The following is a 20,471-nucleotide window of genomic DNA, read 5'->3' on the forward strand; positions in this document are numbered from 1 at the left end:
CTTACTGGTTGCCGCACGTGGACACGGCGGGCGTGTCCAGCCAGGGCAGGTCGTGTCCCATCCGGTCCCGCTTGGTGCGCAGGTAGCGGAGGTTGTGCTCGCCCGCCTGGACGGGCATGGGCTCGCGGCTGCTGACCTTCAGGCCGTGCCGCAGCAGCGCGTCGGTCTTCTCGGGGTTGTTGGTCATCAGGCGCACGCTGCGGACGCCGAGGTCCGCCAGGATCTGCGCCCCGGCGCCGTAGTCGCGGGCGTCGGCGGGCAGGCCGAGTTCCAGGTTGGCGTCGAGGGTGTCCCGGCCCTGCTCCTGCAGCTCGTACGCCCTCAGTTTGGACAGCAGGCCGATGCCGCGCCCCTCGTGGCCGCGGAGGTAGACCACCACGCCCCGGCCCTCCTCCTGGATGCGCTCCAGGGCGGTGTCCAGCTGGGGGCCGCAGTCGCAGCGCAGGGAGCCGAAGACGTCACCGGTGAGGCATTCGGAGTGGACGCGGACCAGGACGTCCTCGCCGGTGCCGATCTCACCGTGGACGAGGGCGACGTGCTCGACGCCGTCGACGGTGGAGCGGTAGCCGTACGCGGTGAAGGTGCCGTGCCTGGTGGGCAGGCGGGTCTCGGCCTCACGGCGGACGGTGGGCTCGCTGCCACGGCGGTAGGCGATCAGCTCCTCGATGGAGATGATCGTCAGGCCGTGCTTGCGGGCGAACGGGACCAGCTCGGGCAGCCGGAGCATCCGGCCGTCCTCGCCGGCGATCTCGACGATGGCGCCGGCCGGGCGCAGGCCCGCGAGCCGGGCGAGGTCGACGGCGGCCTCGGTGTGGCCGTTGCGCACGAGCACGCCGCCGGGCCTGGCGCGCAGCGGGAAGATGTGGCCGGGGCGGACGAAGTCCGAGGGCTCGGCCGTACCGCTCGCGAGCAGCTGAAGCGTGGTCGCTCGGTCGGCGGCCGAGATACCGGTGCTCACACCGTGAGCGGCGGAGGCGTCCACGGAGATGGTGAACGCGGTCTTCATCGACTCGGTGTTGTCCTGGACCATCTGCGGGAGCTGGAGCCGCTCCAGTTCCTCGGGCTCCATGGGGGCGCAGATCAGACCCCGGCATTCACTCATCATGAACGCGACGATCTCGGGGGTCGCGTGTTCGGCGGCGATGACGAGGTCGCCCTCGTTCTCCCGGTCCTCGTCGTCCACGACGACGACCGGGCGGCCGGCGGCGATGTCGGCGATGGCCTGCTCGACCGGGTCGAGCGTGAAGTCCTCGAGGTCGTCCGCGCTGTAGAGGATGGGTGCCGTGCTCATGCCGGTGCTCCTTCCAGGACCGGCTGCGCGGCCCGGCGGGAGCGCAGCCACCAGTCGCGCATGCCCCACAGGACGAGTGCGCCGTAGATGACGTAGACGAAACCGGAGAAGGCGTAGCCGTGGGTGAAGTTGAGGGGCACGCCGACGACGTCGACCAGCAGCCAGGCGATCCAGAACTCGACCATGCCCTTGGCCTGGGCGTACATGGCGACGATGGTGCCGACGAAGATGTAGGCGTCGGGCCAGGGGTCCCAGGACAGGGACGGGTGGGCCTTGAAGAGCAGGGCCACCGCGACCGTGCCGGCAGCGGCGGCGCCGAGCATCGCCGTGCGCTCGCCCCAGGTGGCGAACCGCGGGGCGATGTGACCGTCGTCGGACCGGTCCTTGCTGCGCTGCCACTGCCACCAGCCGTACAGGGCGACGGCCATGACGACGACCTGCTTGCCGGCGCTGCCCGTGAGATGGCCGTAGAAGGCGCCGAAGAGGACGAGACCGGAGAGGAACTGCACGGGCCAGGTGAGGAGGGAGCGGCGCCAGCCGAGGGCGAGGGTGATCAGGCCGAGGATGTTGCCGACCATGTCCGACCAGATGATGTGCTGGCCGAACAGCGTGAACGCCTCGGAGTTCAGCCAGTTCACCGGCCGGCCCCCTGACCGGCCGCGAGCAGCCGCTCCACGTACTTGGCGATGACGTCGACCTCGAGGTTGACCGGGTCGCCGGGCTGCTTGTGGCCGAGCGTGGTCAGGGCGAGGGTGGTCGGGATGAGGCTCACGGTGAAGTGATCGGGGCCGGCGTCCACGACCGTCAGGCTGATGCCGTCGACGGTGATGGAACCCTTCTCGACGACGTACCGGGACAGGTCGGCGGGCAACGAGATCTTGACGATCTCCCAGTTCTCGGAGGGCGTGCGCGCCAGCACCTCGCCGGTGCCGTCGACATGGCCCTGCACGATGTGCCCGCCGAGGCGGGCGCCCACGGCGGTGGGCCGTTCGAGGTTGACGCGGGAGCCGACGGTGAGCACACCGAGGCTGGACCGCTTCAGGGTCTCGGCCATCACGTCGGCGGTGAACTCGTCGCCCTCATGGTCCACGACGGTGAGACAGACCCCGTTCACGGCGATGGAGTCGCCGTGCTGCGCGCCCTCGGTCACGACGGGGCCACGGAGCCGGAAACGGGAGGCGTCGCCGAGGTTCTCGACGGCGGTGACCTCACCCAGCTCTTCGACGATTCCGGTGAACACTTCCCGGGTCCTCCTGCCTCTTCGGGCACGGACTCCGGGGCCTGTCGATGACGACAGCAGGTACGGGTGAGCACACACCGGGGGCGTCGCCGAAAAGGGACCGTCCGCATACGGACGAGCCCAAAGACGGCGGCGCGCACACGTGACGCATGCCCGCCCGCCGCGCACTGCCTCCCATCCGGACTTTAACCGTCGGTCCAGGAATTTCACCTGGTCAACCGGCCGCTGGAAGCGACCGGGTCGCGGACTGTAACCGCCGGTTCGGAGTTTCACCGACCCCGGAGTGCGCTGCTTCTGGTACAGGGCCAGTGTGCCACGCCCGCCGCTCACCCAGACAGGGGATGAGTGTGGGTTCCCTCACACCGTGTGCCGTCGACCTTGCGCCCCGCAACCACCCTGGTCAACTGCCGGGCAGGCCAGGAGCGTTGACCTTGGCCCGGACCCATTGACCCCACTGGTCTAGTCCTTTTAGGGTGCGGACGGGCCCGGTGGCGGTGACGACGGCCCTTGCCCGCCGCCGGGCCGCCACGACCTCCTGGAGCCCCTCTGCGTCCCTGCTCAGGGCTGCTCTGGCAGGGTGACGGCATGGCATCGTCACCACTCGCCGACGAGTTCGAGTCCCACCGCCCACGCCTGTTCGGCCTGGCCTACCGCCTGCTCGGCTCCGCCCAGGAGGCGGAGGACGCGGTGCAGGACGCGTATCTGCGGTTCGCCGGGGCCGACCGGTCGGCGATCCGGCAACCGGGGGCCTGGCTCGCCAAGGCGGTGACCAATCTCTGTCTGACCCGGCTGACCTCGGCCCGCGCCCGGCGCGAGGAGTACGTCGGCGCCTGGCTGCCGGAGCCGGTGGTCACCTCCGACGGCACGCTCGGCCCGCTGGAGTCGGCGGAGCGCCGGGAACAGGTCTCCCTGGCCGTGCTGGTGCTGCTGGAGCGGCTGACGCCGACCGAGCGCGCGGTGTACGTGCTGCGCGAGGCGTTCGGCTACGGCCACCGGGAGATCGCGGAGGTGCTGGAGCTGGGCGAGGCCAACTGCCGCCAGCTGTACCGGCGCGCGGTGGCGCGGGTCGCCGTTCCCGCGGAGCGGTTCGACCCGTCGCCGAAGCGGCGGGAGGAGCTGGTCACGTCGTTCCTCACGGCCGCGCGGGAGGGTGATCTGGCCGGTCTCGAGAAGCTGCTCACGGCGGACGTGACGTGGTGGAGCGACGGCGGGGGCAAGGTGTCGGCGGCCCGGCGGCCGGTCCGGGGACGCGACAAGGTCGTCCGCTTCCTGGCGGGCGCCGCGCAGCGGTTCGGGGCGGGCTGGGAGTTCACGGCGGCGGAGGTCAACGGCGAGCCGGCGCTGGTCATGTGGGCGGACGGCGCGCTCGTCGGGGTGGCGGCCCTCGAACTGCACGGCGGGCTCGTCGCACAGGCGCGGGCCGTGCTGAACCCGGACAAGCTCGGCTTCGTACGGCGCCAGCTCGCCCGGCCGTAGCGGGGCCCGCGGCGGGGCTTGTCACATTTCCCGCGGCTGTCCGGTCCCAGCTGGTGAGGGGCGCCCCGACCGGGGGCGCCCGGAGTCCGGAGGGACGGGAACAGCATGACCACGATCCTGGTGACCGGCGGGACCGGCACGCTCGGCCGGTACGTCACGGAACGGCTGTCGGCCGACGGGCACGAGGTGCGGGTGCTCAGCCGGCACAGCCGGCCGTACGCCGTGGATCTGCGGGTGGGCGGGGCCGCCCTCGACACGGCGCTCGCGGGTGTGGAGACCGTCGTGCACTGCGCGACGAACGCGCGCGGCGGGGACGAGAAGGCGGCCGAGAACCTGATCGCGGCGGCACGGCGGGCCGGGGTGGGCCATCTGGTGTACATCTCCATCGTCGGCGTCGACCGGGTGCCGGTCGGCTACTACCGGTCCAAGCTGGCGGTGGAGGGGCTGGTCGAGCGGTCCGGGCTCGGCTGGACCGTGCTGCGGACGACGCAGTTCCACGACCTCGTGGTGCAGCTGCTGGGAGCGCTGGGCAGGTCGCCGGTGATGGCGCTGCCCGCCGGGGTCTCGGACCAGCCGGTGGAGGTGGCCGAAGTGGCGGACCGGCTGGCCGAGCTGGCCCTCGCGGCACCGGCCGGACGGGTGCCGGACATGGGCGGACCTCAGGTGCGGTCCTTCGAGTCGCTGGCCCGCGCGTATCTGCGGACGACGGGCCGGCGCCGGGCCGTGGTGAACGCGCCGCTCTTCGGCAGGACGTACCGCGCCTTCCGCGCGGGAGGTCATCTGACTCCGGAACGGGCGGTGGGGAAGGGGACGTTCGAGGAGTACCTGGAGCGGCGGTTCGCGGGCTGAGGGGACGGGCCCGGCGGCGTCGGCGGACCTGCCGTCAGGCCCGCGCCGGCAGCGGGAACAGCTCGTCCTGCGCCCGCTCCCGGGCCGTCAGCAGCGCCCCGCGCAGTACGGCGGTGCCGCCGAGGCTACTGGCCCGGACCTCGGTGGCCAGCGGGGACATGCGGCGCAGGCGCTCCTCCACGCGCTGGGCGAGCGCCGCTCCCCCGGCCTGTCCCACCTCGCCGCCCAGCACCACGCACCCCGGGTCCAGGACGGCGACCACGGAGGCGACGCCGACGACGATCCGGTCGGCGAGGGCGTCGAGGAAGCGGGCGGCGGCGCCCGCCTCGGCCGGGGCGGGGCCGGCGGGCGAGGCCTCGGTGGGCTCGGTGGAGGCGCGCTCGCCCGCACCGCGGTGCCCGCCCGGGCCGGGGCCGGCAGCAGCACCGCCGGGTCCGGCGCCCTCGCACGGGCCCGGCCCGGTGGCCGCGTCTCCCGTGCCCGCACCGGTGCCGCCCGCCGCCCGCTCGGGGACTTCCGTCACGCGGGCCACCGCGCCACGGACCACCACCGCGGCCCCCGGTCCGTCCGTCGTGCCCGGCACCGGAAGGCCGCACTCCCGGCCCAGTGCCCCGACCGCCGCCGCGCCGGCCAGCGAGTGGAAGCCGCCGTCGCAGTCCGTCGTCGAGGGCAGGGAGGCCGTGCCCGGGACCGGCAGGAAGCCGATCTCGCCCGTGCCGCCCGAGGCGCCGCGGCGGAGGGTGCCGTCCAGGACGACCGCGGCGCCTACGCCGTGGCCCAGCCAGAGCAGGACGAACGTGTCCCGGTCCCGGGCCGCGCCCTCGCGCTGTTCGGCGAGTGCGGCGAGGTTGGTCTCGTTCTCGACGGTGACGCGGGAGCCGGGCAGCCGCTCCTGCAGGGCGGCGGCCAGGCTGCGGTGCCAGGCGGGCAGGCCCGCGGAGTCGCGCAGGTCGCCGGTGGCCGGGTCGATGAGGCCCGGTGCGCCGATCCCGACGGTGTGCAGCCGGTCGGCGCCGGCCTCCTTGGCGGTGCGCTCCACCGCGGCCACCGCCTGCTCCACGGCGGGCCCGGTGCCGGTGTCGCCCCGGATCGGCACGGAGCTCTCGGCGAGCACCCGCCCGACCAGGTCGGAGACGAGCACGAAGACACCCTCGGTGCGGACGTCGAGCGCGGCGAGGTGGGCGCGGTCGGCGACGATGCCGTAGAGCCGGGCGTTCGGGCCCCGGCGCTGTTCGCCGGACTCGCCGACCACCGTGATCAGACCGGAGGCGGTGAGCCGTTCGACGAGGTCGGCGACCGTCGGCCGGGACAGTCCGGTCAGCTGCTTCAACTGCCCCGCCGTCAGCGGGCCTTCCTGCTGCAGCAGCCGCAGGGCGAGCCGGTCGTTGATGGCCCGGGCGGTGCTCGGTGATGCGGGCATGACGGAATCCTCCCAGACTCGGGCGGCCGCATCGCTCCCTATCTATCAGGCAGGGTCCCTGATAGTTTACGGCGACGCAGGGTGGCCGTGGCGGGGAACGCCCGGGGAGGGGCTGGAACATGAGTGACGTGGGGCACACGCGTGAAGAGGTCAGGCGCGCCCGGTACGCCGTGGCGGCCGTGTTCGCCGTGCACGGCGCCGTGACCGGCTCCTTCGCCACCCGTGTGCCCTGGATCCAGGACCACGCCTCGCTCAGCACGGGCCGGCTGGGTCTCGCGCTGGCGTTCACGGCGTTCGGGGCCTCGTGCTCGATGCCGCTGGCGGGCCGGATCAGCCATACCTTCGGCAGCCGTACGGCACTGCGCGGGCTGATCGCCCTGTGGACGCTCTCCCTGGTCCTGCCGTCCCTCGCGCCGAACCTCTACACGCTGTGCCTGGCGATGTTCACCTACGGCGCGAGCGCCGGCATGGCCGATGTCGCGATGAACGCGCTCGGCGTCGAGGTCGAGCGGCTGCTCGGCAAGTCGATCATGTCGGGGCTGCACGGGATGTGGAGTGCGGGCGCCCTGACCGGCTCGGCGGCCGGCACGCTCGCCGCCCACCTGGGCGCCGACGCCCGACTGCACTTCCTGCTCGCCTCGGCCGTCCTGACCGTGCTCGGCGTGCCGGCCTGCGGCTGGGTGCTGGACGTGCAGCCGGCCGACCACGAGGAGCCGCCCCCGCGGTTCGCACTGCCGCCCCGCTCGGCGCTGCTGATCGGCGCGGTCGGCTTCTGCGCGGTGTTCGCGGAGGGCGCGAGCCTCGACTGGTCGGCGGTGTTCCTGCGGGACCGGCTGGACAGCTCGGCCGGGCTGGCGGCGGCCTCGACGACCGGCTTCATGCTGACCATGGCGGTGGCCCGGATCGCCGGCGACGTGGTGGTCAACCGGTTCGGGGCGGTGCGCACGGTGCGCGCGGGCGGGGTGCTGGCCGTGCTGGGCGGCCTGCTGATCGTCGTCGCGGGGCATCCGGCGGTGGCGATGACCGGGTTCGCGCTCATGGGGCTCGGCATCGCCGTCGTCGTCCCGCTGTGCTTCGCGGCGGCCGGGCACGCCGGCCCGAATCCGAGCCAGGCCATCGCGGGCGTGGCGACCATCACCTACACCTCGGGGCTGATCGCGCCGAGCCTGATCGGCGGGGTGGCCCAGGCCACCAGCCTGGTGGTGTCGTTCTGCGTGGTGACGGCGCTGGCCTGCGGGCTCGCGGCGTGCGCGGGCGTGCTGCGCAGCGCCGAGCGCCACAGCCGCGGCGAGGTCAGTCCGCGGCCCGCAGCAGTTCCCGACCCGCGGCCCTGAAGGCGTCGCTCCAGGGCGCGGGCCGCATGGTCGTCGCGTCCAGCCGGACCAGCACCCGGCTGCCCCGGGCGTAGGTCCGCGCGCCATCGGCCGAGCAGAAGCGGAAGCCGTAGGTGAGGCCGGTGGTGCCGAGCCGTTCCAGCCAGAGGTGGACGGCGTAGGTGCCGGGGCGGGTCACCGGTGCCTCATAGCTGATGCGCAGCTCGCGGACCGCGTTGCAGGCGTCGCCCGCGGCCTCCCAGTCGCCGTCGAAGCGCACGCCGTGCTCGCTCCACAGCTCGGTCCAGGCACGCTCGACCATCAGCGGGTAGCGGGCGTTGTGCAGGAGTCCGAGCGCGTCGAGGTCGTCGAAGTGGACGGTGACGGGGATCAGCCGGCCCTGGGAGACGGCGGGGGCGATCGGGGCTTCGGCGGTCACGGGTGGGACTCCTGAGCGTCGCTGTTGTTGACGATTCATCCTAAGCGACCGCTCAGGAGCCCTGCCCCGGTGCCACCCCCGCCCCCGTCAGCCCGCGATGGAGTCCAGCTGCTCCGCGGCGGGCCGCAGGGCCCACAGGTCGCCGCCGGGGGGAGCCTCCAGCTGCGCCACCGCCGCCTTCGCCGCCGCGTCCCCGGCGTCCGCCGCCGCGTGCACCACGTCGGTGGCGGCGTACCGGTGGAACTCCAGCTCCGGATACGCCCAGGCGGCGGCTCCGGTCGCGGCCGGGAGCAACTGGTCGACCGCCTTGAACAGGCTCTGCCCGTCCGGCCCGCGGTAGGCCCAGAGGTTCACTCCCAGGTGCCGGCCGATGGCCGCGAGCCGGGTGTAGGCGACCAGGTCGAACGTCGAGTAGTGCCAGCTGCGGGTGCGGGCGAGCTCCTGGGGCTGAGTGCCGTCGCCGGCGATCTGCGGGTCGATTCGCCTGCCGCGCACGTCCAGCACGGTCCGCCGGGCCAGGGCGGTGTCCCCGGTGGCGTAGGCGAGGGCGGCGAGCTGCAGGTCGTAGAAGGTGCCGTGGTTGTTGGCGGCGGCACCCTCCTCCTTGCCGAAGTCGCTGTTCTCCAGCCAGTCACGGAAGGCGGTGTTCCACGTGTCCATCGCGGTCCGGTCCTTCGCGCTCCAGCCGGGGGCGCCCGTGGCGAGGATCGCCTGGGCGTCGAGGACGCTGGTGTACGACTGCGAGAAGTCGATGATCCCGATGGCCCGGCCGTCGTACTTGCACGGGATGAACTGGGCGTGGTCCAGGTTCGGGTTCATCCGGGTGGCCGGGTCGAGGAACCAGGTGCGCAGGATCTGCCCGGCCTTCTCGGCGTAGGTCCGCTCGCCGGTGTAGTACCAGGCGAGCGCGAGGTCGTACGTGGAGTCGAAGACCTTCTCCGCGTCCTGGCGGTCGGTTCCGCTGTCGACCTCCGGGTTGCGCTGTCCGTCGCGCTGCACGTACGGGCATCCCCAGGGGTTGCCGGCGGTGGGGGTGGTCGTGGGCCACCAGTACGGGGCCTGGCTCAGATAGTCGTGGACGTCGCCGCCGGGTGCGGGCCTGGGCTTGTCGACCACCGTCCAGGGGCCCTGGTCCAGCCAGCCGTCCGCGCGGGCCGTCAGCCGGCCGAGCGCGCGCCGCAGCCGGGGGTCGTGGTCGAGGCGGGCCCGGGTCCGCTGGAGGCGGGTGCCGTCGAGGACGGCGGTCCGCGGGGCCTTCGGCGCGGCGTGCGCGGACGGGACGAGCGCGCCCCCACAGGTCAGCACCGCGGCCAGGAGCACGGCCGCACGGGATCTTCCACTCATCGGCTCTCCGATCGACGTCTCGACCTATGCGTTCATCCACATGAATGTGGTTCAGAAGGAAGACCGTGTGAGCGTAGAGCCGCGGGCTACCCGTGACAATGGTTCGGAACCCTTCACGTACGTAAGAAAGCGAAACCCCCACCATGGACCTCGGCGTGCGCTGGAAACTGCACGGTGACGGGCGCACCCCCGCGCCCGGAGCGGTGGTACGCCCCGACGAACGGCTCTCCTGGCCCCGCACGATCGGCCTCGGTGCCCAGCACGTGGTCGCCATGTTCGGCGCATCGTTCGTGGCCCCCGTGCTGATGGGCCTCGACCCGAACCTGGCCATCATGATGTCGGGCGTGGCGACCGTGATCTTCCTGCTCGCCACCCGCGGCCGGGTGCCGAGCTACCTCGGCTGCTCCCTGTCCTTCGTGGGGGTCGCCGCCGTCATCCGCGCCCAGGGCGGGACGAGCGCCACGGTGACCGGGGCGGTCCTCGTCGTCGGCGCCGTGCTCTTCCTCGTGGGCCTCGCCGTGCAGCGGTTCGGGGCGCGGATCATCCACGCTGCCATGCCCCCGATCGTCACCGGCGCGGTCGTCATGCTGATCGGCTTCAACCTCGCCCCGGTGACCGCCTCCACCTACTGGCCGCAGGACCAGTGGACGGCCCTGCTGGTCATGCTGTTCACCGGGCTGGCCGTGGTGTGTCTGCGCGGCTTCTGGTCCCGTGTCGCGATCTTCCTCGGGCTGGTCTTCGGGTACGGCATCTCCTGGGCCTTCGACCGGATCTTCGGCAAGATCCACTCCATGAGCCCGAGCGGCAAGGTCACCGACCACTGGCGCCTCGACCTGTCCGGCGTCTCCAAGGCCGACTGGATCGGCCTGCCGCACTTCCACGGGCCGGCCTTCCAGTGGTCGGCGGTCCTGGTCGCCCTGCCCGTCGTCATCGCCCTGGTCGCGGAGAACGCCGGCCACGTCAAGGCGGTCGGCGAGATGACCGGCGACCCTCTGGACGACAAGCTGGGTACGGCGATCTCGGCGGACGGCGTCGCCTCGATGCTCTCGACCGCGGTGGGCGGCCCGCCGAACACCACCTACTCCGAGAACATCGGCGTCATGGCCGCGACGCGCGTCTACTCCACCGCCGCCTACTGGGCCGCCGCCGGCTTCGCCCTGCTCTTCGGTGTCTGCCCCAAGTTCGGCGCGATCGTGGCCGCGATCCCCGGCGGGGTCCTCGGCGGCATCACCGTGATCCTGTACGGCATGATCGGCCTGCTCGGCGCCCAGATCTGGCTCAACGCCAAGGTCGACCTGCGCAACCCGCTGAACCTGGTGCCGGCCGCCGCGGGCATCATCATCGGCGTCGGCAACGTCAGCATGAAGTTCACCAGCAACTTCTCGCTCAGCGGCATCGCCCTCGGCACCCTGGTCGTCATCACCGGCTACCACGCGCTGCGCGCCTTCGCCCCGGCCCATCTGAAGACGCAGGAGCCGCTCCTGGACGAGGGCACCAGCTCCTACGACGAGCCGGGTCAGCGCGCCAAGTCGTAGGCGGACGCCGGCTCGACCCACAGGTAGGCGTCGATGCGCGCCTTCCCGGTGGGCGGCGTCGGCGGCCGGCCGGTCTCCCGCCCCGCCGGGTCGCACCACCGGCCGTCCGGCGGGGCGCCGTTGCTCCGCGGCGGGTGTCGATGACCGCGCCGAGGCCCGCCGGCCGCCGAGGGCGTCCAGGACCGGACGGTCGTAGGCGATCTCGTCGGCCGTGGTGCGGAAGTGGGAGACGTTGCCGAAGACGCCGTCCGAGACCGCCGCTCCCGCCTGTGCCCACGAGGCGAACCGGGCGGCGCGACCGGCCTGCGGCGGACAGCCGGCCCGGGCGATCGAGTCCGCTCCAGGACGGGGGCGGCCGGGCGCTCGCCGCGCAGGGGGCGGGGACGGTCTCCGACGTGGCCGGCTCGGCCGTGCGGGCGCGCTCGGCGTGGGCGGCCGGGACCATGGCGGTGACGGTACGGCCGGCACGGGCGCCGGCGTACGGGGCGTCGCCGCGGTGCGGGCCGTCCGCAGCCGTGGCCGGGGCCGAGCGCCGGACGGTCCCGGTGACCGAGCCGACCAGGGGCACCACCGGGGCCGTGTGACCGTCAGGGCGTGCCGCACGGCACGTCTGCGCGCGGCGAGGCGCCGGACACGGAGGCCTGACACCGCTGCCGTTCCCCCCTCTCCCTGTGGCGTTCCCCCGTTCCGGGGAAGCACCGGGCCGGTCGGCACGCCGGGCGGCCGAGGGCTGGGACCCTTCCCCCATGACGCGGTTGGAACACTTCGCCCCTTCTGTCGACGCGGTCGTCTCCCGGATGCGCGCTCTGGCCGCGGCGCTGCCCGAGCGGGACGGTGTCGCCGTGTTCAACCGCGTCTACCTCGCCGTCACCGAGGAGATCGACCGGCGCCTGGGGGGCCGGGAGTTCCCCGACCGACGGGCGGCGACGGCGCTGGACGTGCGGTTCGCCGAGCGGTACCTGGCGGCGGTCGAGGCGGCGGCCTCGGACCGCCGGCCACCGGCGTGCTGGCGCCCGCTGTTCCAGCTCCGCCGCCATCCCGGGGTACGGCCGCTGCAGTTCGCGCTGGCGGGCATCAACGCGCACATCGGGCACGACCTGGCACTCGCCGTGGTGGACGCCTGTCGTACGCTCGGCTGCGAACCACCCGAGCTGGAGGACGAGTTCGACCGCGTGGGGGACCTGCTCGTCTCGCTGGAGGAGCGTATCCGCGAGGATCTGATGCCGGGACCCGACCTGCTCCAGATCGCCGACCCACTCACCCATCTGCTGAGCTCCTGGAGCCTGGAACGGGCCCGCGACGCCGCCTGGGTGGCGGCACGGACCCTGTGGACGCTGCGCCACTGCGGCGACATGGCCGAGGAGTTCACCGAGCGGCTGGACACGGCGGTGGGGTTCGCGGGACGGATGCTGCTCACTCCGCTCACGGACTGAACCCGGCGCCTGGAACTTCCGTGCCTGCGCGGGACGTTGGCTGAGCGACACCCGATCGCAGAGGAGTGGTGGCGGTATGACGACCCGGCTCGGTCTCGGCCTTCCCCAGATGCAGCAGTACTCCCTCGGCACGGACGTGTCCGACGTGGCCCGCGCCGCCGAGGCGGTCGGATACGACAGCCTGTGGGTCTTCGAGAGAGCCCTGTTCCCCGAGCCCGCCACCCAGGGTCTCTACGGCATCGAGGGCCTGCCCTGGCCCGACCAGTACCGGAACGTGGCGGACCCGCTGGTCACCCTCACCCTGGCCGCGGCGGCCACCGAGCGGGCGGAGCTGGGCTCCAGCGTCCTGGTGGCGCCGCTGCACCTGCCGTTCCAGCTCGCCAAGTCGCTGGCCTCGCTGGACGCGGCGAGCGGCGGCCGGGTGGTCGCGGGCCTCGGCACCGGCTGGTCGACCGACGAGTACGCGGCCTCGGGCGTCCGTCCCATCGAGGAGCGGGGCGCCGTGCTGGACGAGATCATCGAGGTGTGCCGGGCGGTATGGGGTCCGGACCCGGTCGTCCACGACGGCCCGCTGGCCAAGATCGCGTCCGCGGTGGTCGGGCCCAAGCCGGCACGGCCGATCCCCGTCCTGCTCGCCGCGGGCAACAGGCGGGCGTGGCGCCGGCTGGTGGACCACGCCGACGGATGGCTGCCGGTGGGCATGGGCGCCGAGCAGGTCGCCGCCCAGTGGCGGCAGCTGCAGGAGCTGGCCGAGGAGCGGGGGCGCACGGAGCCGATCCGGACCGTCCTGCGGGTGAACACCGTCCGCCTGCCCAAGGCGTACGAGGGCGCGGACCGCCGTCCCTTCCAGGGCAGCGTCGACCAGATCGTGGAGGACCTGGCGGAGCACGCGGCGATCGGCCTGGAGGAGATCCTCATCGACCTCCAGGGCACAGCGCGGGACGCCCAGGAACTGAAGGACGTCGCCGCGGAGGTGTTTGAAAAGGCGCGGGCGGCCGGAGTCTGAGGCCGGCCGCCCGCGCCTTGGTCCTTGCTCGCGCTCGCCGTCAGTCCTCGGGCAGCTCCACGGGGGCGATCTCGTCGTAGACGTCACCCGGGCCCGGGTTCGTCGTGTCGGTCCGGCCGCCGAGGTGGTGCATGACGCCCCAGACCGCGTTCAGCGCGGTCTGGATCGCGCCCTCGGCCCAGCCGGCCGTCCACGAGATGTCGTCGCCGGCGAGGAAGATGCCGCGCTTGTCCTCGGGCAGCCGGTCCTGCATGAAGTGCGTGAACAGGCGGCGCTGGTAGCGGTAGTGACCGGGCAGGTTGGCCTTGAAGGCGCCCATGAAGTAGGGCTCGTTCTCCCAGGACACCGTCACCGGGTTGCCGATGATGTGCTTCCTGATGTCGACCTTCGGGTAGATCTCGCCGAGCGACTTCAGCATGACCTCCATCCGCTCGTTCGCGGACAGCGGCAGCCACTTCAGGCTGTCGTCGCACCAGGTGTAGGACAGGCAGATCACGGCGGGCTTGTCCGGGCCGTCGTCCAGCAGATAGGTGCCGCGGGTCATGCGGTCGGTGAGTGTCATCGACATGACGTCCCGGCCGGTCTCCTCGTCCTTGTCCAGCCAGAACGGCCGGTCCACGGGCACGAAGAGCTTGCTGGACTCCATGTAGTGGGTGCGCTCGATCGCCGTCCAGTGGTCGATCGGGAAGAGCGAGTCGTCGCAGGCGATCTTGGACAGCAGCATCCAGGACTGGGCGGTGAAGACGGCCGCCTTGTAGGTGCGGATGTCGCCGTTCGCGTCGGTCACGGTGATCTGGTTGCCCGCGGTGCGGTGCAGCCGGGTCACGGCCGGCTTGGGCTCGCCGTCCACGTGCAGGGACTTCAGCGAGGTGCCGTACGGCCAGTGGACGATCTTCTCCGGCTCGCGCTCCCACAGCCGCAGCGGCAGCTGCTGGGAGCCGCCGACGATGCCGCGGTGGTGGTCGTCGGCCTCGGTGTAGACGACGCGCAGGATCTCCAGGATGGAGTTCGGGAAGTCGGTGTCCCAGCCGCCGGTGCCGAAGCCGACCTGGCCGAAGATCTCGCGGTGCCGGAAGGACTTGAAGGCCTCGGAGTCGCAGAGGAAGCCGTAGAAGGTCTGGTTGTCGAGCTTCTCGACGAGCTTCGCCCAGATCTCGCGGATGCGCGGGACGTCCCGCTCGCGCATCGCGCGGTTCATGTCCGAGAAGTCGGCGCCCTCTTCGAGGCACTTGTTCCAGGCGTCGGCGACGTCCCGGTACACCTGGGGCAGGTCGGCGATGGTCTCGGCGTAGTGCGACTCGCCCTTGAGGTCCACGACGGTCGAGGGGGTGGCCTCGGCCAGCGGGTTCGGGAAGGGCCTGGTCTCCAGGCCGACCATGTCGATGTAGTGCTGCAGGGCGGTGGAGGACGGCGGGAAGCGCATGGCGCCCAGCTCGCAGTTGAGCTCGTCGTCGCAGCCCTCGAAGCCGACGGTGCGCAGCCGGCCGCCGAGCTGGTCGGCCTCGTAGACGACGGGCTTGAGGCCCATCTTCATCAGCTCGTACGCGGCCACGATGCCGGACAGACCGCCGCCGATGATCGCGACCTCGGTGCCGTGCTCGGTCGCGGGTATCTGACCGAGGCCCGCCGGGTGGGCGAGGAAGTCGTCGTAGGCGTAGGGGAAGTCCGGGCCGAACATGGTGATCGGCGGCTGCTGCTCGTCGGTGTGCTCGACGGCGTTGGGCACCGTGGACGTCATGGGGTACGGACTCCTTGCGCGGGGGTGGTTCGGGGGAAGGCTCGGGGAGATCAGACGAGGGACCCGTACAGACCGGGGCGGCGGTCCTTCAGGTACGGGTTGGCCTCACGGGAGGCGGCGAGGAAGGCGGGGTCGACGTCGGCGACGATCAGCTCCTCGCCGCGGCCTGCGCGGCTGCGGGCGATCCCGTCGGGCCCGGCCAGGGCGGAGAGTCCGAAGAACTCGAACTCGCCCTCGGGGCCGACCCGGTTGACGTACGCGACGTACATCTGGTTCTCCCAGGCGCGCACCGGCACCATCGCCTCGGCGACGAACTGGAACGGGTGCATGTTCGCCGTCGGCACGACCAGCAGGTCGGTGCCGGCCAGGGCGTGGGCGCGGGCGTTCTCCGGGAACTCGACGTCGTAGCAGATCATGATGCCGACGGTCAGGCCGCCGAGCCGGGCCTGGACGAGCGACTGCTCGCCGGGGGTGAAGTGGTCGCGCTCGGCGCAGCCGAAGAGGTGCGTCTTGCGGTAGTTCGCGAGGCGGGTGCCGTCGGCGGAGATCATCTGGGCGGAGTTGTAGACGGTCTCGCCGTCCCGCTCCGGGTAGCCGTAGACGAGGGCCAGCCCGTGCCGGGTGGCGATCTCGGCGATCGCGCCGGCGGAGGCGCCGTCGGCGGGCTCGGCGAGGCGGGCGATGTCGTCGCCGATCGCGTACCCGGTGAGGAACATCTCGGGGGCCGCCAGCAGCGCGGCGCCCGCGGCGGCGGCACGGCCCGCGGCCGCGTCGAGGACCTTGAGGTTCTCGACGACGGAGCCGGGGCGGCCGGAGCTCTGGAGCAGGGCGGTGCGCATGCGGGGTCCTCACCGGAATGGGATGTTTGGGGGCCAGTTAGAAGGTACGGTCGGCGCACTCGGCCGTACAAGGAGGAGCCGTTGCGCGCCGGTGCACGGTTCGTTGCGTGAAGCGGGCACCGGACGGCGATTCGTTGCACACCGCGGGCGGCCGTGCCCGTCCTCCCTGCGGCGCAGGAGCGCCTGCGGGTTCCCCCCCGGACGGGGGAGGCGGGGTGCCGCCCATGGGGCGATGTGCGGGCGGTGCGGTCCCGGGAGAGTGGTGAGCGTTCAGTTCACGCGCTTGACCTGCGGAAAGGACCGTCATGAAGCGCCGTACGAAGATCGCTGCCGTCTCCTTCGCCACCGGCCTGCTCATCGCCGCCGGGACGGCCGGAGCGGCAGTGGCCTCGGGAGCCGCGATCCATCATCCCCAGCGCGAGGCCGCCTCGCTGACGGGTACCGCCGAGCTGTACCGGTCGGCCGGTGACGACATCACGTTCTCCTTCGACGCGCACCTGGCCGCGCAGGACACCAGGAACCCGCGGAAGGCCATGGGCACCTTCCGGTTCAGCCACTACCTGCACGGCGACGGCGCCTGGGCCGAGGCGAAGGTGGACTGCCTGGTCACCGGCGGCAAGGTGGCCGTCGTCTCCGGTGTGATCACGGACTCCGACCTGCCGGGGGCCAAGGGCAAGCGGGTCGGTGTCACCGTCCACGACCTCGGCCGGCACGACCGGCTGGGCTACAGCTGGGCCGGGGTCGGCAGCCCCACGGACACCGCGGACCTGCCGCCCTGCGTGTCGTCGGCTCCCTTCGAGAAGGTGAAGCCGGGCACGGGTGACTTCAGGGTCGTGCCGTGGAATCCGGCGCTGTGAGCGTCGACCGGCTGCAGCGGGCGTGAGCAGACACCGCTCACCACGCTCAGCCGCTTCGGCACCACGACCGACGTCACCGTCGCCGAGGTACGTCTGGCGGCCCTCCGTCCCGCGGACGGGGCGACGGCCGCCCCGCTCGCCGAACCGGTGCGGGACCGGCCTACAGCTCCTTCAGCCGCTGCATGATCTCCCGCAGCAGCTCCGGATCGGTGGCCGGGCCCGCGGACGTGAGACGGCGGGGCGGGTCGATGCGGATCAGGCCCGCCTCGGCCAGGTCGCCGAGCAGGACGCGGACGACGGTCAGCGGCAGGTCGGCGTCCGCGGCCAGCTCCACGACGGGGCGCGGGCCGCGCCGGATCAGCTCGAGCAGGGCGGCCCGGGCGTGGTCGACCGTGGAGCCCGGCGCGTCGGTCTCCAGCGGGGTGACACGGGACATCAGGTCGATGGCGTGTCCGTCCACGGGCCGGGTCCTGCCCCGGGTCACCGTGTAGGGGCGCACCATCGACCCGGTCTCGTCCTCGTACCAGTGCTCGTCGCTCACGGCGGGATCATGGGGTGGCGCGGGCGGCCGCGTCCAGGTGGCGGCCGAGTCGGCGGACGAGCAGGGCCATCTCGTGGGCGAGCTGCCCGACGTCGGTCCGGGCCTCGCTCAGCACGGCGAGCCGGCTGCCGTGCCCGGCCGGGGTGATGAAGAGGTAGGCGTCGTCCAGCATGACCATGGTCTGCCGCACCTGGCCCGCGCCGAACCGCTCCCCCGCCGAGCGGGCGAGCCCGTGGAAGCCGGAGCAGACCGCGGCCAGGTGCTCGACGTCCCGTCGGCGCATGCCCTCGGAACTGCTCAGCGGGAGGCCGTCGGCGGTGAGCAGCACGGCCTGGCGGACGTGCTCGGTACGTGCCACGAGGTCGTCGAGCAGCCAGTCGAGACCGGTACCGGGTGCGGCGGGGTTCTCGGGTGCCTGGTCCTCGTCACCGTGCATCGTCGGTGTCCGTCCCTTCGTCGATGGCTGGGAGCGCGTGGTCCGGATCGCCGGCTGTCGTGTCGCGGGACGTGGAGCCGGCCGGCCGGGGCTCCGGGACGGTGCGCGACTCGCGCCCGCCGCCTTCGGAACGGGCGCCGGGCGCGTGCCCGTCGGCGATGGCCGCCCCACGCGCCGCGCCGCCCGCCGTACCCGCCGCGGCACCCGCCGCGTCCTCGGGGTCACCGGCGAGGGGCACCCCTTGACGTCCGCGCTCCAGACCTCGTTGGAACGCGCCGAAGATGGCCCGCATCTCGTCGGCGTCCACCGCGCGCTCCGGGTTCTCGTCCCGCGGCGGTGGCTCCTCGCGCAGCTCACGGGCGAGGGAGGCCTGACGGATCCGGCTCGGCAGGGCGGGGACGCCGCCCGGCCCGGAGGCGGGCCGTGGCTCCACGGGCAGCTCCCGTACGGCGTCGGCCCGCGGCCCGACCCCCGACGGCTCCCCGGACGGCACGCCCAGCGGCCCGACCCCCGACGGCTCCCCGGACTGCACGCCCAGCGGCCCGACCCCCGACGGCTCCCCGGACGGCACGCCCAGCGGCCCGACCCCCGACGGCTCCCCGGACTGCACGCCCCTTGCGGCGGCGGGCCGGGGTCCGGTCCGCTTCCTGGACGGCAGCTCCCGTACGACGGCAGTGGCCGCCCCGGACTCCGCCTGCCCCGCCCGGACCCCGGCCGCCCCGGACCTCGCACGCCCCGCCCCGGGCCCCGCCCCCGCGGTCACCGGCTCGACCTCCGCCAGCACGGCCGAAGGCAGCCGCACCACGGCCGTCGTGCCGCCGTACGGAGAGTCCTGCAGACTCACCTCGATGCCGTGCCGGGCGGCGAGGCGGCCGACGACGTAGAGGCCGAGGCGGTCGTGGCGGGTGGGGTCGAAGGTGTCGGGGTCGGTGAGGGTGCGGTGGGCCGCGGCGCGGGCCTCGGCGTCCAGGCCGAGGCCCCGGTCGTCGATCTCCAGCACGAAACCGCTGCCGACCCGCCCGGGGCGCAGGGTGACCTGGGTGTGCGGCGGCGAGAAAACCGTGGCGTTCTCCAGGAGTTCGGCGATGAGGTGCACCACGTCGGCGACGGCGTCCGCGGCGACGCCCACCTCGGGCATCGGCGGTACGACCACGCGCGCGTAGTCCTCGATCTCACCGACCGCCGAGGCGACGACGTCCGCGATCGGCACGGGCCGGCGCCAGCGGCGGCCGGGCGCGGCGCCGGAGAGGATGATCAGGCTCTCCGCGTGCCGCCGCATGCGCGTGGTCAGATGGTCGATACGGAACAGCTCGCGCAGGATGTCCGGGTCTTCGGTGCGCCGCTCCAGGGTGTCCACGAGTTTCAGCTGCCGGTGCACCAGTGCCTGGTTCCGGCGGGCGATGGTGAGCAGGACGGCGAACAGGCCCCGGCGCAGGCCGGCCTGGGTGACGGCGGCCTCGACGGCGGCCAGGCGCGCGGTGTTGAAGGACCGGCCGACCTGCCCGATCTCGTCGTCGCGGACCTCCTCGGCGGCGAGCGGCGGCGCCTCGGTCAGCGCGTCCACGTCCTCACCGGCGCTCAGCCTGCGCATCACGTCCGGCAGTTGGCGTGTGGTCAGGACGTCGGCGGCGTCCCGCAGGGTCTCCAGGCGGCGCGAGATCCGCCGCGCCCCGCGCACCGCGGACCACAGCGACAGCGCGACGGCGGCCAGCCCGACCGCGCCGACCACGGCCGCCTTGGTGAGCTCGCGGTAGGCGAAGGCCCGCCCGCGCGCGGCGGAGTTCTCGGCGGACCGTGTGCACAGCTGCATGTACCGCTTGACGGCCCGGTCCGTGGTGGACCGCCAGGTGTCGGCGGCGACGGCCTTGCCCGCCCCGCCGGCTCCGGCCCGCAGCAGCGCGTCCTCGCCCTGTGCCAGCGACCGGTACAGCTCTCCGCGCTGGAAGCCCTCGAACAGGGCCCGTGAGTCGGCGGGCAGGTCCGGCACGTACGTCCGTTCGAAGACGCGACGGTCCTCGACGGTCGCGGTGAGGGTGTCGTACTGCCCGTCGGTCAGGGTGCCTGCCGCCCGCGCGCCGGCGACCAGTGCGTCCTCGCGCGAGACGAACTCCCGTACCCGCACCAGCTCGACGACGACCTGCGCCTCGCGCGCCAGCTGTCCGGCCTGCAGTGCGGTGAGTGTGGACTGCACGTCGAAGCCGGGCTCCACGAGCGCGCTGTACTCGGCCACGGCCCGGTCCCAGGTGATGTGCCGGGACAGCACGCGTTCGCGCAGCCCCTCCAGCTTCCCGGTCGCCGCGACCATGGCGTCGAGCGCCCGCCGCTGCCGCGTCGTGAGCCGGTCCCGGTCGCCGTCCTGGACCGCCTGCCGCATGGCGTCCACGGCCCGGTCGGTACGGCGCTGCTGCCCCAGCAGCTGACCGGCGGCGGCCGTGTCGAGGCCGGTGCCCAGGTAGGCGGCGGACATCCGGCGCTCGATCTGGATCTGCCCGATCGCGGTGTCCACGGGGGTGCCGAAGTCCTCGTACACCCCCTGGAGCCGGACCAGCGCGCGCAGCTCGCCGGTGACGGACCACATGGCGAAGCTCCACAGCCCCATCAGCGCGACGGCCGGGGCGAGCGCGAGCGCCACGATCCGCGTGCGGACGGTGGTGGGACGGCCGAGGGGCCAGCGCATGGATACCTGCCGGGGTTACCAGTCAGTAGAAAGTGCG

General features: G+C 73.2%; 18 protein-coding genes and 1 riboswitch. Of the genes, 7 read left to right on the forward strand and 11 right to left on the reverse strand.

From position 1 onward, the window contains the following. Window position 1: 1 nt before the first annotated feature. The 3 genes from ACIHEJ_RS20815 to ACIHEJ_RS20825 are packed head-to-tail and all read right to left on the reverse strand — an operon-like array spanning window position 2 to window position 2,531. Window positions 2–1,291 carry a bifunctional 3,4-dihydroxy-2-butanone-4-phosphate synthase/GTP cyclohydrolase II gene (locus ACIHEJ_RS20815; RefSeq protein WP_400137702.1) on the reverse strand — a complete coding sequence of 430 codons (1,290 nt, stop codon included), beginning with the start codon at window positions 1,289–1,291 and terminating at the stop codon, window positions 2–4. Next, a complete protein-coding gene (gene pnuC, locus ACIHEJ_RS20820) occupies window positions 1,288–1,929 on the reverse strand; it encodes a nicotinamide riboside transporter PnuC (protein WP_400137704.1) in 642 nt (213 codons plus the stop codon). Before pnuC ends, ACIHEJ_RS20815 begins: the two co-directional genes overlap by 4 nt. Continuing rightward, window positions 1,926–2,531 carry a riboflavin synthase gene (locus ACIHEJ_RS20825; protein WP_400137706.1) on the reverse strand — a complete coding sequence of 202 codons (606 nt, stop codon included), beginning with the start codon at window positions 2,529–2,531 and terminating at the stop codon, window positions 1,926–1,928. Before ACIHEJ_RS20825 ends, pnuC begins: the two co-directional genes overlap by 4 nt. A gap of 160 nt (window positions 2,532–2,691) precedes the next feature. After that, a riboswitch (FMN riboswitch) is annotated at window positions 2,692–2,822 on the reverse strand. A 294-nt stretch (window positions 2,823–3,116) separates the two neighbouring features. Between ACIHEJ_RS20825 and ACIHEJ_RS20830 the strand changes: the two genes are divergently transcribed. Then, window positions 3,117–4,007, forward strand: a complete 891-nt coding sequence (locus ACIHEJ_RS20830) for an RNA polymerase sigma-70 factor (RefSeq protein WP_400137709.1) — start codon at window positions 3,117–3,119, stop codon at window positions 4,005–4,007. A 105-nt stretch (window positions 4,008–4,112) separates the two neighbouring features. After that, entirely contained in the window at window positions 4,113–4,856 is a 744-nt protein-coding gene (locus ACIHEJ_RS20835; protein ID WP_400137711.1) for an SDR family oxidoreductase, read from the forward strand. 34 nt (window positions 4,857–4,890) lie between these two features. Here ACIHEJ_RS20835 and ACIHEJ_RS20840 read toward each other — a convergent pair whose 3' ends face one another. Then, window positions 4,891–6,276, reverse strand: coding sequence for an ROK family transcriptional regulator (locus ACIHEJ_RS20840; RefSeq protein ID WP_400137713.1), 1,386 nt, complete (start codon window positions 6,274–6,276; stop codon window positions 4,891–4,893). A 119-nt stretch (window positions 6,277–6,395) separates the two neighbouring features. Between ACIHEJ_RS20840 and ACIHEJ_RS20845 the strand changes: the two genes are divergently transcribed. Continuing rightward, window positions 6,396–7,610, forward strand: coding sequence for an MFS transporter (locus ACIHEJ_RS20845; RefSeq protein ID WP_400137716.1), 1,215 nt, complete (start codon window positions 6,396–6,398; stop codon window positions 7,608–7,610). Here the strand turns inward: ACIHEJ_RS20845 and ACIHEJ_RS20850 are convergent. Continuing rightward, window positions 7,570–8,028: an acyl-CoA thioesterase gene (locus ACIHEJ_RS20850; RefSeq protein WP_400137718.1), complete on the reverse strand. Its 459-nt coding sequence runs from the start codon at window positions 8,026–8,028 to the stop codon at window positions 7,570–7,572. The two genes, ACIHEJ_RS20845 and ACIHEJ_RS20850, sit on opposite strands and share 41 nt — an antisense overlap. Before the next feature lie 87 nt (window positions 8,029–8,115). Further along, entirely contained in the window at window positions 8,116–9,372 is a 1,257-nt protein-coding gene (locus ACIHEJ_RS20855) for an alginate lyase family protein (protein WP_400137720.1), read from the reverse strand. Between the two features lie 143 nt (window positions 9,373–9,515). Between ACIHEJ_RS20855 and ACIHEJ_RS20860 the strand changes: the two genes are divergently transcribed. The 3 genes from ACIHEJ_RS20860 to ACIHEJ_RS20870 all read left to right on the forward strand — a co-directional run bounded on the left by ACIHEJ_RS20860 (window position 9,516) and on the right by ACIHEJ_RS20870 (window position 13,346). Beyond that, window positions 9,516–10,907, forward strand: coding sequence for a uracil-xanthine permease family protein (locus ACIHEJ_RS20860; protein ID WP_400137722.1), 1,392 nt, complete (start codon window positions 9,516–9,518; stop codon window positions 10,905–10,907). Window positions 10,908–11,653: 746 nt separating this feature from the next. Then, window positions 11,654–12,340 (forward strand): DUF5995 family protein, encoded by a 687-nt coding sequence (locus ACIHEJ_RS20865; protein WP_400137724.1) that lies wholly within the window; start codon window positions 11,654–11,656, stop codon window positions 12,338–12,340. 76 nt (window positions 12,341–12,416) lie between these two features. After that, on the forward strand, window positions 12,417–13,346 hold the full coding sequence (locus ACIHEJ_RS20870; protein ID WP_400137726.1) for an LLM class F420-dependent oxidoreductase: 930 nt from the start codon (window positions 12,417–12,419) through the stop codon (window positions 13,344–13,346). Between the two features lie 40 nt (window positions 13,347–13,386). Here ACIHEJ_RS20870 and ACIHEJ_RS20875 read toward each other — a convergent pair whose 3' ends face one another. Both ACIHEJ_RS20875 and ACIHEJ_RS20880 read right to left on the reverse strand, forming a co-directional pair. Next, window positions 13,387–15,084: a flavin monoamine oxidase family protein gene (locus ACIHEJ_RS20875; protein ID WP_400137729.1), complete on the reverse strand. Its 1,698-nt coding sequence runs from the start codon at window positions 15,082–15,084 to the stop codon at window positions 13,387–13,389. Window positions 15,085–15,134: 50 nt separating this feature from the next. After that, window positions 15,135–15,923, reverse strand: coding sequence for a carbon-nitrogen hydrolase family protein (locus ACIHEJ_RS20880; RefSeq protein WP_400137732.1), 789 nt, complete (start codon window positions 15,921–15,923; stop codon window positions 15,135–15,137). A 305-nt stretch (window positions 15,924–16,228) separates the two neighbouring features. On the opposite strand from ACIHEJ_RS20880, the gene ACIHEJ_RS20885 reads away from it, so the two are divergent. Further along, a complete protein-coding gene (locus ACIHEJ_RS20885) occupies window positions 16,229–16,780 on the forward strand; it encodes a Repetin (RefSeq protein WP_400137735.1) in 552 nt (183 codons plus the stop codon). A gap of 160 nt (window positions 16,781–16,940) precedes the next feature. Here ACIHEJ_RS20885 and ACIHEJ_RS20890 read toward each other — a convergent pair whose 3' ends face one another. The 3 genes from ACIHEJ_RS20890 to ACIHEJ_RS20900 are packed head-to-tail and all read right to left on the reverse strand — an operon-like array spanning window position 16,941 to window position 20,434. Beyond that, complete coding sequence (locus tag ACIHEJ_RS20890) at window positions 16,941–17,321, reverse strand: DUF742 domain-containing protein (RefSeq protein ID WP_400137738.1); 381 nt, start codon at window positions 17,319–17,321, stop codon at window positions 16,941–16,943. A 7-nt stretch (window positions 17,322–17,328) separates the two neighbouring features. After that, window positions 17,329–17,757: a roadblock/LC7 domain-containing protein gene (locus tag ACIHEJ_RS20895; RefSeq protein WP_400137741.1), complete on the reverse strand. Its 429-nt coding sequence runs from the start codon at window positions 17,755–17,757 to the stop codon at window positions 17,329–17,331. Then, complete coding sequence (locus tag ACIHEJ_RS20900; RefSeq protein WP_400137743.1) at window positions 17,747–20,434, reverse strand: nitrate- and nitrite sensing domain-containing protein; 2,688 nt, start codon at window positions 20,432–20,434, stop codon at window positions 17,747–17,749. Before ACIHEJ_RS20900 ends, ACIHEJ_RS20895 begins: the two co-directional genes overlap by 11 nt. Window positions 20,435–20,471: the final 37 nt, after the last annotated feature.

Source organism: Streptomyces sp. NPDC052301 (assembly GCF_044593395.1).
Lineage (GTDB): Bacteria > Actinomycetota > Actinomycetes > Streptomycetales > Streptomycetaceae > Streptomyces.

Bases quoted from the DNA above. Each gene is read 5' to 3' on its own strand.
- ACIHEJ_RS20815 (WP_400137702.1), bottom strand. From the start codon at position 1,291: ATGAGCACGGCACCCATCCTCTACAGCGCGGACGACCTCGAGGACTTC.
- ACIHEJ_RS20830 (WP_400137709.1), top strand. From the start codon at position 3,117: ATGGCATCGTCACCACTCGCCGACGAGTTCGAGTCCCACCGCCCACGC.
- ACIHEJ_RS20835 (WP_400137711.1), top strand. From the start codon at position 4,113: ATGACCACGATCCTGGTGACCGGCGGGACCGGCACGCTCGGCCGGTAC.
- ACIHEJ_RS20840 (WP_400137713.1), bottom strand. From the start codon at position 6,276: ATGCCCGCATCACCGAGCACCGCCCGGGCCATCAACGACCGGCTCGCC.
- ACIHEJ_RS20845 (WP_400137716.1), top strand. From the start codon at position 6,396: ATGAGTGACGTGGGGCACACGCGTGAAGAGGTCAGGCGCGCCCGGTAC.
- ACIHEJ_RS20855 (WP_400137720.1), bottom strand. From the start codon at position 9,372: ATGAGTGGAAGATCCCGTGCGGCCGTGCTCCTGGCCGCGGTGCTGACC.
- ACIHEJ_RS20860 (WP_400137722.1), top strand. From the start codon at position 9,516: ATGGACCTCGGCGTGCGCTGGAAACTGCACGGTGACGGGCGCACCCCC.
- ACIHEJ_RS20865 (WP_400137724.1), top strand. From the start codon at position 11,654: ATGACGCGGTTGGAACACTTCGCCCCTTCTGTCGACGCGGTCGTCTCC.
- ACIHEJ_RS20870 (WP_400137726.1), top strand. From the start codon at position 12,417: ATGACGACCCGGCTCGGTCTCGGCCTTCCCCAGATGCAGCAGTACTCC.
- ACIHEJ_RS20875 (WP_400137729.1), bottom strand. From the start codon at position 15,084: ATGACGTCCACGGTGCCCAACGCCGTCGAGCACACCGACGAGCAGCAG.
- ACIHEJ_RS20880 (WP_400137732.1), bottom strand. From the start codon at position 15,923: ATGCGCACCGCCCTGCTCCAGAGCTCCGGCCGCCCCGGCTCCGTCGTC.
- ACIHEJ_RS20885 (WP_400137735.1), top strand. From the start codon at position 16,229: ATGAAGCGCCGTACGAAGATCGCTGCCGTCTCCTTCGCCACCGGCCTG.
- ACIHEJ_RS20895 (WP_400137741.1), bottom strand. From the start codon at position 17,757: ATGCACGGTGACGAGGACCAGGCACCCGAGAACCCCGCCGCACCCGGT.
- ACIHEJ_RS20900 (WP_400137743.1), bottom strand. From the start codon at position 20,434: ATGCGCTGGCCCCTCGGCCGTCCCACCACCGTCCGCACGCGGATCGTG.